The sequence below is a fragment of the Exiguobacterium sp. ZWU0009 genome (assembly GCF_000798935.2).
Classification (GTDB): domain Bacteria; phylum Bacillota; class Bacilli; order Exiguobacteriales; family Exiguobacteriaceae; genus Exiguobacterium_A; species Exiguobacterium_A acetylicum.
Map to the genome: position 1 here is coordinate 812,370 of NZ_CP018057.1, position 13,367 is coordinate 825,736.

Genomic DNA, 13,367 nt, shown 5'->3' on the forward strand with positions numbered 1-13,367 from the left:
CGAAGACATATATAGAAGAAAGACGTCGGAATCGCACGATGCGCCGACGTCTTTTTCACTTCAATTTCTTTTTGATTTTTCGTGCGGTCGCATGTGTACGATCCGTTAAGGCAGTAGAGATACGGAACAATAGGATTCCAAGAAAAGCGGAAACAAAAATATAAATTCCGGTCAACGTCACGAATGCGCCACTAGCGAGCGTGATGAATAGAATCGAAAATTCACCGCGTGGTCCAAGACAAAAGCCTGATTCGATCGCATGATAATTGGATAGACCGAACGATTTTCCACCGAGATAACCGACTAAGAATTTCGAGACGACTCCCCAAATGACAAGAGCGAAGAAAAATAGATCAATGGGTAACCCCTCAGTCAACTCGAACGACATTCCGAACGTGATAAAGAACAAGGGTAATAATAAGTCTTGGAACGGAGTGACTAGCCGTTTAAGATAACGCGTCTCATCCAGTTCGGTTAACAGAATACCGATGATGAAGGCACCGAGTACTTCGGATAGACCAAATAAGATTCCAATTCCAGAAAACAATAAGATTAAGCCGATGATCCCGATTCCAGCATCCGGGTGTCGATAGAGGGAATCGACTAACCGTCCACGTCTTCGAATAAACAACGTCATGATCATCAGAGCAATGAAGAAGAAGGCGAACCCGAGAAAGATGATGCTGATTTTGGCAACCGAGAACGTCTCAGTCCCTAAAACGAACGGAGCCGTCGTCAGTAAGATTGGTGCCATCAAATCTTCGAAGACGAGTAAGGACAGCACGAAGCGATTCACGTCTTGGTGTTTATCTGGTTCACGGTCGAGTAGCCGAGCAGAAATCGAAGAACTCGTCGCATACAAGACACAGCCGATCAAAAACGATTCGGCGACTGAAAAGCCAAACGATAGGGTCAACAGGATTGTTCCACCGAACGAAAGTAGAATATCGATGACTCCTGCTTTCCAAATGGAACGGAGCTGAATCAGCAAGTCCGCCACTGAAAATTTTAGACCGAGTAAAAAGAATAAGACGATGATGCCCGCTTCTCCTCCGAGTTTCAGCTCTTCGGGAGGGTCGTAATAGAAGCCAAGGACGATTCCGATCAAGATGAAGGCCAGAATACTTGGGACGTGGAATCGTTCACTCAAGTAACTGATCGTAAACAAGCCGATGAGGATGAGACCGGCGTAAAAGAAAATTTCCATGGAGGATATCCTCCTTTCTGTACCCTATACCCTAATTCGCAAGCATTCATTAACTCGTTTCTATCCTGGAGAACGGATACAGAAGAAAAAAGCCTGGACACAAAACTTCTTTATAGAAGGTAAGTGTCCAGGCTTTTAGATGGTTATAAGACTTGAACGATCGTTCCCGAATACGCAGGGAGAGAGACATCAAGCGTCTGCTGGTGCGTGTTCGTCAATAAATCAAGCCCCCGACCAGCTTGTGGAGCGGTCAACGAAACAGAAACATCTGAGTTGTTGAAATAGATATAATACAATCCTTCCGGACTCATGCGACGCATGATGATCGTATTTGTCTCATCATTCGCGTGAACGAAAGAGATATGTCCTTTGTTCGCAAGTGTCTTATGTTGTTTTCGAAGCTGCAACAAGTGTCGCGTATAGGCGAATAACTCCTGATCCTGCTCCTCTGGATCCCACGGCATACATTTCCGGCAGCCTGGATCTTGATCCCCATCAAGACCGATTTCATCTCCATAATAAATGACAGGACTGCCCGAGAACGTCAGCATCGAAAGTAACAAGAGACGTAACTTACTCTTATTATTCCCTGCACGCGTCAATGCACGCGGTGTATCGTGAGAACCGATCAAATTAAAGGTTACTTCATTGACATTCATCGTGTTTGAGAACAATACATGCGACATATCGTTCGCATACGAAGTTGCTTTAGTCTTATCTAAGGCAAAGAAGTTCAAGGCGGCATTCGTAAATGGATAGTTCATGACGGCGTCAAACTGGTCACCGAGCAACCATTCCTGTGAGTCATGCCAAATTTCACCAAGGATATACGTGTCAGGGTTGACCTCCTTGACGACTTGACGGAAATCACGCCAAAATGCGTGATCGACTTCGTTGGCGACGTCGAGTCGCCAGCCATCGATTCCGAATTCTTCGACCCAGTAACGAGCGACGTGGAGCAAGTAAGACTTTACTTCATCATTCTCGGTATTGAATTTCGGCATCTCAGGTACGAAAGCAAACGTATCGTAGTTCGGCAATGGTTCTGTCACGAGCGGGAAATCACGCAGGTGGAACCACTCTTTATAGGTGGAGTGACTACCATGTTCACGGATGTCAGCGAATGCTTTATGGTGGAAGCCGGCATGATTGAAAACGGCATCTAACATGATGCGAATCCCGTGTGCGTGTAACAGATCGACCATTTCCTTGAATTTCTCTTTCGTACCGAATTGTGGATCAATTTCTAAGTAATCGATTGTGTCATATTTATGATTCGATTTCGCCAAGAAGATCGGGCAGAAGTAAATACCAGTGATACCAAGTTCAACGAGATAATCGATGTGGTCGATGACTCCTTGGAAATCTCCACCGAAAAGATTCGTCGTTGTCGGTGCTGTACTATTCCATGGAAGTGTACCAGCTGGATCATTCGTCGCATCGCCGTTTGCAAAGCGATCTGGGAAGATTTGATACCAAACTGTATCCTGGACCCAATCTGGTGCAGTGAATACGTCGACTGCATTAAGGAAAGGAACACAGAAATAGTAGCCTGTATCATCGAGCGGTTTTTCATCGAACCAGCCACGTTCCGTGAATACATGACTTGTTGCACCGTCATGGAGACGGAAACCATATCGTAGACGACGGAAGGGAGGAACAACATCGATGAACCAGTAATCGTATAACTCATCTGATCCACTTCGCTTCATCGGTGTTTCAAATGTATTCCAGTAGTTTGATTTTGAGGGATCGAAGTTCCAATCGGCAGCATCTGGGTTTTCAGTATGCCAATCGTATGGGTCGCCCCAAATCAGATCGACGCGATCAACGTCATTTTTTTTCGTTTGTAAACGGATGTGGATTGTTCGCTCATCGTACTTATAGACGAATGGAGACATCGCACGGTGGAACACAGCTTCTTTGAACATGGCAGTCACTCCTTAACGCAATCGCTTGCATCGTATTGATTATGTCTTCGACCTAAGAATAGTAAAGCGCTTTCTTAAAGTCAATTGCAATCCCGTGAAATCAAGGATTCCTGATAAAAGTCGAGAGTCTAATGCAATCGTTTGCATCATCTTGTGCAAAATATAAAAATGAAAACGTTTTCTTTTTTACTGCTTCTCTGAACTGGTATTTGATTCAAATAATGAAAATAGAAATAAAAAGTTTTTGAAATGTAAGAAAATAATTGAATAAAAGGACTTGTCAAAAGGATTTTAGATTGTATAATAAAAATGTAAAGGTGATGCAAACGTTTTCATAAAACACTTACAACCACTCGGTTGTTATCATGAGAAAATGGTTGTGCCTTTATGCAAACGTTGTGCATTAAAACTTATCATTCATAAGTTAACTTGGGGAGGAAATTTCAATCATGGAAATGAAAAAATTCGTAGCAGGTCTTTCTGTATCTGTCATGGCAATCGGTGCTCTTGCAGCATGTGGCGGTGGATCGGATTCTGAATCATCATCTTCAGATTCAGGCAGTAAAAAACCAAGCAAGATCGTCATCTGGGAAGACACTGAAAAAGCTGAAACAACTAAAGCTGCAGCTAAAGCGTTCGAAGAAAAAGAAGGCGTCAAAGTTGAAGTTAAAGAAGTCAAGATGACGGATCAACAGAAGAAAGTAGCACTTGACGGACCAGCAGGTAAAGGACCGGACATCATGCTTCTTCCACACGACCAAATCGGTACAGTCGTTGACCAAGGTTTGATCGCGGAACTCAAGGATGGCGAAAAAGCACTTGAGCCATTCATCGATACAGCGAAATCGGCAGTAACGTTTGATGGTAAAGTCTACGGATATCCGAAAGCAGTTGAAACACCAATCCTCCTTTTCAATAAAGATGAATTAAAAGAAGCACCAGCTTCAATGGATGATCTATACAAGATCTCAACAGAGCAAAAGAAAGACGGGAAATACGGATTCCTCGCGCTTTGGGATAACTTCTACTTCGCACACGGTCCAATCGGTGGATACGGTGGTTATGTCTTCAAAGACAACGGCGGCAAATTGGATCCAGCAGATATCGGCTTGAACAACGAAGGTGCTGTCGAAGGTATGGATTACATCGGCAAGTGGTACAAAGAAGGTCTCTTCCCGAAAGGTCTCATCGGTGGTGGCGGTGGTCAAGCACTTGATCAACTCTTCGGTGATAAAAAAGCTGTTGCTGTCATGAACGGTCCATGGGCAGTTGCGAGCTATAAAGAAAAAGGCATCAATCTTGGAGCTTCAGCACTTCCGAAACTTCCAAACGGTGAGCCAATCAAAACATTCGTTGGTGTAAAAACATACGCGATTTCAGCATACTCGGAAAATGCAGAGTGGGCTGAGAAGTTCTTGGCATCACTCACAGGTGAAGAAAACGCTAAAGCAATGTTCGAAAAATACAATGAGATCCCACCAGTCACTGCTCTTCAAGAAGATGCAGCAATCAAGGAGAACGAAGTCGCAGCAGCAGTCTTCGCACAATCACAAAACGGTGTGCCAATGCCAAACATCGCTGAGATGGGTCAAGTTTGGGAACCAATGGCAGCAGCACTTCAGCTTGTTGCAACAAACAAACAAGATGCACAAAAATCAGCTGATGATGCTGTCAAACAAATTAAGCAACAAATCGAAGCAAACAATCAATAAGCGTAAATGGAACGCGTGAATCCATGAAAAAGAGATAAAGAGAGGGGGATCTTGGATTCCCCCTCATCTTTATGGTTGGAAGAGAAGCCTGAGGTCAGACATGACCTTTGGAAAGGAGAACGGACGATGGCTGCGATTGCAACACCACACCCGACGAATCCAACGCCTGAAAAAAAGACGAACCACCGCACGATTGCGGCGCTGATGTCGATCATTCCAGGAGTAGGACAACTATATAATAAACAATTCCTTAAAGGCGCGACATTTTTTGTCGTCGTACTATCATATTTTCTCGTCAACTTTGAACTGTTCTTTAAAGGAGCAGGAAATGGTCCTGGCGATCGCGGAGCGATCTGGGGCTTGATTACACTCGGTGAGGTACCAGGCGTAAGAGGGGATCACTCGATCTTTCTGATGGTCGAGGGCATCATTGCCTTGATTTTACTTGTCTTTGGTATCGCCATTTACGTCTGGAACTTTATCGATGCGTATCGAATCGGTAAGTTACGTGACATGAACCTTGAAGTGCCATCTTTGAAGATGCAACTACGGAACTTCCGCGATAACGGGTTCCCGTACGCGATGTTGATTCCTTCATTAGTACTTCTGGTGTTCACGGTCGTCTTACCGTTGATCTTTACTTTCTTGATTGCCTTTACGAACTACAAATTCAACAACTCGCCTCCAGCGAAGTTAGTTGACTGGATCGGTATCCAAAACTTCTTGAATATCTTCACGGTCGATATTTTCCGTGATACATTCGTCAGCGTTCTCGGCTGGACGCTTGTCTGGACCGTCGCTTCGACGACGGGTGTCATCGCGATCGGTATCGGACTTGCAGTCTTGCTGAACCAAAAAGGACTCAAAGGAAAACGATTCTTCCGTTCCATCTTGATCCTGTCATGGGCAGTACCAGCCTTCATTACGATCTTGATCTTCCGCTCGATGTTCAATGAGACATTCGGTGTTTTCAATACGACGTTATTACCAGCGATTGGTCTTACTGACGGTGTCGACTGGATGACAGATCCGACGTATACGAAGCTTGCCTTGATCGGGATCCAGTGGTGGTTAGGTTTCCCATACATCATGACACTGACGACGGGGATCTTGCAGTCGATACCAGAAGATCTTTATGAGGCAGCGACAATTGATGGAGCGACAGCAGGTGAGAAATTCCGCTTGATTACGTTGCCGATGATTCTTTTCGCAACAGCACCAATTTTAATCACGCAGTATACGTTTAACTTTAATAACTTCAACATCATTTATCTCTTCAACAACGGTGGACCGGCAGTACCGGGTCAATCGGCTGGTGGAACGGATATCTTGATTTCGTGGATTTACAAATTATCACTAGGCGCGAACCCACAGTATGGATTTGCAGCAGCGATCACGCTTGTGTTGTCGTTCTTCATCATGACGATTGCCGTCATTCAGTTCAAGCGTTCAAAATCATTCAAAGATGAGGATATGATCTAATATGAGAAAACAAAACCGAATCAATATGGCGTTGTCATATCTCATTTTGACGATCGCCTCCATCATTATCGTCTATCCACTCCTTTGGGTCGTTGGTACTTCACTCAACCCAGGGAAAAGCATTACATCGGATATCTTCCCAAGTAATCCGACCTTGATCCACTACTTTGATTTGTTTGATCCAGCAAAAACGGATTATGGCATGTGGTATCTAAACACAATCAAGATTGCCGTCATCACGATGGTCGTCTCAGTCGCTCTAATCACGTTAACAGGATACATTTTTTCGCGCTATCGCTTCGTCGGTCGGAAAAATTCACTCATCTTGTTCCTCGTGTTGCAGATGGTACCGCAATTCGTTGCCATTATTGCGATTTATGTCTTGCTTAATATGTTAGAATTGTTTGATACGCATCTGGCGCTCATCCTCCTCTATTCGGGTGGTGCGATTCCAATGAATACGTATCTTGCAAAAGGATATTTCGATACGATTCCAAAAGAACTCGATGAGGCGGCACGAATGGATGGTGCCGGTCACTTACGAATCTTCTGGCAAATCATCTTACCGCTTGCAAAACCGATGGTCGCCGTCATCGCGTTGTTCAACTTCATGGCACCATTCAACGACTTCATTTTAGCATCGCTCGTCCTGCGTTCTCCTGAGAAACAGACACTTGCGGTCGGGTTGTACAACATGGTGTCGGAGCAGTTCGACAATAACTTCACGTTATTTGCGGCAGGTGCCGTATTATCAGCAGTTCCAATCGTTCTTCTCTTCTTCGCATTCCAGCGCTTCTTCGTGTCTGGATTGACGGCTGGTGGAACAAAAGGATAATCATAAGGGGGAAATCAGCGGCATGAGACGAGGCATAATGCTTCTCCTCTTGCCGCTTCTCTTGTCTATCGGGCTTCAACCGATGGCGGGTGAAGCAGCAGGTTGGGAAAAAGAACGAATGTATTTCATCATGGTGGACCGGTTCGAGAATGGCGATCCGAGTAATGACCGAGAGGCGGATCCTGAAAATCCAAAAGCGTTCCAAGGCGGCGATTTAGCAGGCGTTACGAAACGTCTCGATTACATCAAGGAAAAGGGCTTCACTTCGATTTGGTTGACGCCGATCTTTAAGAATCGTCCGAATGGTTATCATGGATACTGGACAGATGATTATTACGAAATTGATCCGCACTTCGGAACAAAGGAAGAGTTTAAACGTCTCGTCAAAGAAGCGCATGACCGGGATATCAAGGTCGTCCTTGATCTTGTCGTCAATCATTTAGGACCAAATCATCCAATGGTGAAAGAAAAACCGGAGTGGTTTCATAAAAATCAACCGATCATGAATTGGAATAACCCGTCGGAAGTCGAGAATAACTGGCTGTTCGATTTACCGGACTTCAATACAGAAAATCCGGAAGTCGTCGATTATTTAATTGATGTCGCGAACTACTGGGTCGATGAAACGGGTATAGACGGATACCGGATCGATACGGTTCGCCATGTACCTGCCACATTTTGGGAAACGTTCATCCCAGCAGTAAAAGAAAAGCATCCAGACTTATTCTTATTGGCTGAAGTATTCGATGGAGATCCGCGAAAAATTGCGTCCTATTCGAAATTAGGTTTTGATTCCGTGACGAACTTCCCGTTTTATTATGGAGTCAAGGATCAGTTTGCTCGCAAAAATGGTTCAGCGGAAGAGCTCGATTCAGTTTATAATCGAGATACTACGTTTAATCCGAATGCCAAGGGACTTGCAACCTTCATTGATAATCATGATGTCAAACGCTTCATCACGGAAGCAAAGATTGGTGGAGCAGACGAAGAGGAGCGGCAACTTCGATTAGCATTGTTCGCACTCTATGCTGCACCAGGGATGCCGATCGTCTACCAAGGAACAGAGGTGGCGATGCCAGGTGGTGAGGATCCCGGAAACCGGATGATGATGACATTTGATCAGAACAAGAAGATGCAACAGTACGTAAAAACGTTGAACGAGATGCGTCAGGACTACCCAGCGTTTGCAACAGGGAAGCAACGCTTGATCGCAAAAACCGATCATATGGCAGTCTACTCCCGGGAGACGAAACAACAACAAGTCGTTTACGCGATCAATCTTGGAGAAAAAAAGACGAGCTTACGCGTGTCTGCGAAAGAAATTGGTGATGACCAGCGTCTAAGAGGACTTTTATTCTCAGATTTGGTGCGTCAGGATGGTGACGCCTATGAGATCACGCTTGATGCAAATAGTGCGAACAGCTATGTCATCGAAAAGTCACAAGTCAACTGGTGGTCGATCGTCGCAATTGGTGCGATTGCTCCGATTTTAGCGCTCATACTTCTTCTCGTTCACCGTAAACGCATGCAACGTCAAACAAAATAAAATACTTAACTAGGGGAAATGTGAGGTGAAGGGGATGCAGGTAACAATCAAGGATGTAGCACGGGAAGCGAATGTCGCACCCTCGACGGTATCACGCGTCATTGCGAATAGTTCACGTATCAGCCAAAAGACGAAGGAACGGGTGCGACAGGCGATGGATGAGCTCGGATATTATCCAAACGTTCATGCACGCAGTCTAGCGAATCGAACGACACAAGCGATCGGTCTCGTCATGCCAAGTGCTGCAACAAAAACGCTACAAAACCCATTCTTTTCGGAGGTCATTCGAGGAATTAGTACAAAAGCGCATCAAAATGGCTATTCGTTATATATGACGACAGGTGTCTCGGAAGAAGAGGTATATGAAGGTGTCGTCTCGATGGTTCAGGGCCGTCGCGTCGATGGCGTCGTCGTATTGTATTCTCGTACGGATGACAAAGTCGTTCAATTTCTGCAGGACTCGAAGTTTCCGTTCGTCGTCGTCGGTAAACCATTCAGTGATTCATCACACGTCACGTATGTCGATACGGATAATTACTTAGCGGGTCGCGAAGTAACGAAGTATTTACATCAACTCGGGCATGAGTGTATTGCATTCGTCGGTGGGGCACAGGATTTAGCTGTGACACAAGAACGTGTCGGTGGTTATAAGACAGCTCTCATGGAAGAGGGAATTCCGATTCACGATTCTTATATCGTCAGCGCCCCATTTATGACGACGGGTGGTGCCGAGGCAGTCAAACGACTGATGTCACTTGAACATCCACCGACTGCCGTCGTTGTTAGTGACGATATGATGGCACTTGGTGTCATGAGTACACTGAATGAGATGGGTATCAGTGTGCCGGATCAAATGGCCGTCGTCAGTTTCAATAACTTGTTCATCGCAGAATTCTCAAGCCCACCGTTGACTTCTGTTGAAATCAATATCTTTGGACTTGGTTTTGAAGCGACGAATTGTTTGATTGAACAAATCAATGAAGATGCGACACCTTATGGGAAGCGCGTCATCGTTCCGCATTATCTCGTTGTCCGTCAGTCATGTGGCGGAAAATCTGAAGCATGAAACAGAAGTCTATTTTTAAGCCGATTGGTTTGAAAATAGACTTTTTTTGATTCAAAAGGATGTCGATTTCTAGTAAAAGGAAGCGGTTGCAGAAAAAGAAATTTATTTTCGTGCAAACGATTGCATTGATGCTTTTTATGTGTACAATAAAGAATGTAGAGTATAGATGAAACGCTTACATGATCAGATTGACTGACATGCGTAGCATAAAAAGGAGCGACTTGACGATGAAACGACTTTTTGAGGTCAATGAGTGGAAAATTACAGAGCTTGGTTTTAATCCAGAAGATAATCGACTAGCAGAATCGATGACATCGATCGGAAACGGTCATATGGGAATGCGCGGTACATTTGAAGAAGAATATACTGGTGACACGCATCAAGGCATGTATGTCGCAGGTGTTTATTATCCCGATAAGACACGTGTCGGCTGGTGGAAAAACGGTTATCCGGAGTACTTCGCGAAAGTACTCAATGCTGTCAACATCATGGGTTTGAAAGTATCTGTCAACGGAAAAGCTGTTGATTTGAATACGTGGGAAGTCGTTGACTTCAAACGTGAACTTGATATGCAACATGGTGTATTGACGCGGGCGATGTTGTTGAAGCATGGAGAAGAAGAGATAAAAGTCGAATCCAAGCGCTTCTTCTCGATCGTCGATAAAGAAATCGCTGCCTTGCAATATACGGTGACACCTGTCAATTTCGAAGCAGAAATCGTCATTGAATCGTATCTCGATGCGGATGTTGAAAATGAAGACTCGAACTATGATGAGAAGTTCTGGCTTCCTGTCGAACACGGAATTGAAGAACGGTTCGGTTATGTGACATCAAAAACGAAAAAGCTCGATTGGCATGTGACGGCAGCGATGATCACGGATGTCGAAGGCGCACGATGTGAAGTCGTCGATGGCAATACGCAGTACGTCGCGAATCGTTTTACGAAACAAGCCGCAGTAGGTGAAGGTGTCACAGTCGAAAAATTCGTCGCACTCGTAACGAATCGCGACCATGAAATCGATGCGTTACTGGAGCAAGCGATGAAACGTGTTCACGTCGCATTCGAATCAGGCTTTGAACCATTGCTTGCGACACATGAAGCCGCTTGGTTGCACCACTGGGAAGAAGCGGATGTGAAAATTGAAGGTGATGTCGAGGCACAGCAAGGGATTCGATTCAACATCTTCCATATGTTCCAAACTTACACAGGTGAAGATTCACGCCTGAACATCGGACCAAAAGGATTCACGGGCGAGAAGTATGGTGGTGCGACGTATTGGGATACGGAAGCGTACTGCTTGAACTTCTACCTTGCGACGTCGAAACCGGAAGTTGCTTGGAATTTACTCAAGTATCGCCACAACCAATTGCCGCAAGCGAAAGAAAATGCGGATAAGAATGTCGGCATGAAGGGGGCGCTTTATCCGATGGTAACGATGAACGGAGAAGAGTGCCACAACGAGTGGGAAATCACGCATGAGGAAATTCACCGGAATGGTGCGATCGCACATGCGATTTATAATTACACGAACTACACGGGAGACACGTCGTACCTTGGACAATACGGGTTTGAAGTGTTAGTCGAGATTGCTCGTTACTGGGCAAGTCGCGTCAATTACGTGCCGCATAAGGATGTCTACATGATTCTTGGTGTGACGGGACCAAACGAATATGAGAACAACGTCAACAACAACTGGTATACGAATCTGATTGCGGCATGGTGTCTCGAATATACACAGACCGTTCACCGTCATTTGGCACAAGAAGAGCCAGAACGTCTGCAAGAACTCATGCATCAATTAGCATTGACGGATGAGGAGTTGGCGAAGTGGGCAGATATCGACGCGAAGATGTATTATCCGAAAGATGAAGCAGCACCTGGGATCTTCATGCAACAAGATGGTTTCATGGATAAGGAGCAAATCTTGGTCGCTGAACTCGATCCGAAACATCTCCCGCTGAACCAGAATTGGTCATGGGACCGGATCCTGCGCTCTGTTTTCATTAAACAGGCAGATGTCTTACAAGGTCTCTACTTCTTGACGGATCGCTTCAGTTTAGAAGAGAAAAAAGCAAACTTCGATTTCTATGAACCACGTACGGTCCATGAATCGTCACTATCACCATGTATCTATTCAATCATTGCAGCAGAAGTCGGGTATGAGGAAAAAGCGGTTGAATTGTATCAACGTTCGGCTCGACTTGATCTTGATAACTACAACAACGACACGGAAGACGGATTGCATATCACGTCGATGGTTGGATCTTGGATGTCGATCGTTCATGGGTTTGCTGGATTACGAGTAGCAAATGATACGTTGTCCTTTAAGCCGATGTTGCCAAAAGGATGGACGAGTTATACATTCCGGATGCAATGGCGCGGTCATCATATCCATATCCATGTACAGCCGAATGCTGTCGAAATCGCTCAAACGGAAGGCGAAGCATTCAGCTTGAATGTCCATGGAACGACTGTGGAAGTTCCAGCAAGCGGACAGATTACAGTTCCTGCTTCGATGACAGTATAAGAGAAAAAAAGAACCGATTTTTTAGTCGGTTCTTTTTTGTGTAACAAGAATCAGGACACCTTTGTCACAAATGAAAACGCCATCATGAAAAAGAACATCAATCTTTGGAAATCTTGACTATCCGGCGACATTTGAATGTGCTAAAGTGTTTCAAGATAGTTATGAATGAGAGGAGAACGGCGTGTGACAGCAGTAGTAAAGGAAAGTATGTTAAAAGTGATCGTGGCTTCGATTGGGGGATTCGTCATCGCCGTTGCCATGAACTGGTTTTTGATTCCTAGTGGTGTATATTCGACTGGATTTACAGGACTTGCCCAAATCTTGACGCAAGTCCTTCAAAATACAGCATTTGCGTTTGGTGAAAACGTCTGGTTCTTGGCGTTGAACATACCTCTGATCGTGCTCGCATGGATCATGTTAGGTCGGAGCTTTACAATCATCACCTTGATTTCAGTTTTGGCAACGACGATTTTCATTGGTCTTATTCCTCAATATGCTGTCATACCAGGTGATCAAACACTGAATGCAGTGTTTGGAGGGGTCTTGCTTGCGATCGGTACCGGTATCACGATTAAGTTCGGTGCTTCGACGGGTGGTTTCGATATCGTTGCCCTCATCTTCGCCCGTTTCTCCGATCGCAGTGTTGGCTTGTATCTGTTCGTCTTGAATTTCTTGATCGCCTTATTGGCAGGGGCATTGTTCGGATGGTCGACTGCCTTATACACGATTGTCTTCATTTACGTGACATCGAAGGTCGTCGATGAGATTCATACAAGCAACCAGCGCTTGACGATATTCATCGTCACGAATCATGCGGATGACATCACGACGGCTCTGCATCAGCACATCATTCGAGGAATCACGCAGATTCCTTCGATCGGTACGTATTCACGAGCTGAAAAAGCGACGTTGATGATGGTCATCGAGCGTCACGAATTGCGGGACATTGAACGGATTTGCCGGGAAGCGGACGAGACGGTCTTCATCAACGTCGTCGCAACGGACTCGGTCGTCGGATACTTCCGAAAAGGATAATGAAAAAGGCACTTGCTCTGCAACA

9 protein-coding genes are annotated in these 13,367 nt (G+C 45.1%); 7 read left to right on the top strand and 2 right to left on the bottom strand.

Features of this window, described 5'->3' with window-relative positions; all coding sequences use genetic code 11:
• Positions 1–55: 55 nt before the first annotated feature.
• Both L985_RS04175 and L985_RS04180 read right to left on the bottom strand, forming a co-directional pair.
• A complete protein-coding gene (locus tag L985_RS04175; protein ID WP_047396296.1) occupies positions 56–1,207 on the bottom strand; it encodes a cation:proton antiporter in 1,152 nt (383 codons plus the stop codon).
• Positions 1,208–1,350: 143 nt separating this feature from the next.
• Positions 1,351–3,138: a glycoside hydrolase family 13 protein gene (locus L985_RS04180; RefSeq protein WP_047396299.1), complete on the bottom strand. Its 1,788-nt coding sequence runs from the start codon at positions 3,136–3,138 to the stop codon at positions 1,351–1,353.
• 455 nt (positions 3,139–3,593) lie between these two features.
• Between L985_RS04180 and L985_RS04185 the strand changes: the two genes are divergently transcribed.
• The 7 genes from L985_RS04185 to L985_RS04215 all read left to right on the top strand — a co-directional run bounded on the left by L985_RS04185 (position 3,594) and on the right by L985_RS04215 (position 13,342).
• A complete protein-coding gene (locus L985_RS04185) occupies positions 3,594–4,850 on the top strand; it encodes an extracellular solute-binding protein (protein WP_047396483.1) in 1,257 nt (418 codons plus the stop codon).
• A gap of 126 nt (positions 4,851–4,976) precedes the next feature.
• Complete coding sequence (locus L985_RS04190; protein WP_023467408.1) at positions 4,977–6,332, top strand: carbohydrate ABC transporter permease; 1,356 nt, start codon at positions 4,977–4,979, stop codon at positions 6,330–6,332.
• Position 6,333: 1 nt separating this feature from the next.
• Complete coding sequence (locus tag L985_RS04195; protein ID WP_035409327.1) at positions 6,334–7,167, top strand: sugar ABC transporter permease; 834 nt, start codon at positions 6,334–6,336, stop codon at positions 7,165–7,167.
• 22 nt (positions 7,168–7,189) lie between these two features.
• Positions 7,190–8,713 (top strand): alpha-amylase family glycosyl hydrolase, encoded by a 1,524-nt coding sequence (locus L985_RS04200; protein ID WP_047396303.1) that lies wholly within the window; start codon positions 7,190–7,192, stop codon positions 8,711–8,713.
• Positions 8,714–8,747: 34 nt separating this feature from the next.
• Entirely contained in the window at positions 8,748–9,779 is a 1,032-nt protein-coding gene (locus tag L985_RS04205) for a LacI family DNA-binding transcriptional regulator (protein ID WP_047396486.1), read from the top strand.
• Positions 9,780–10,006: 227 nt separating this feature from the next.
• A complete protein-coding gene (locus L985_RS04210; RefSeq protein ID WP_047396308.1) occupies positions 10,007–12,307 on the top strand; it encodes a glycoside hydrolase family 65 protein in 2,301 nt (766 codons plus the stop codon).
• 183 nt (positions 12,308–12,490) lie between these two features.
• Complete coding sequence (locus tag L985_RS04215; protein WP_035398426.1) at positions 12,491–13,342, top strand: YitT family protein; 852 nt, start codon at positions 12,491–12,493, stop codon at positions 13,340–13,342.
• Positions 13,343–13,367: the final 25 nt, after the last annotated feature.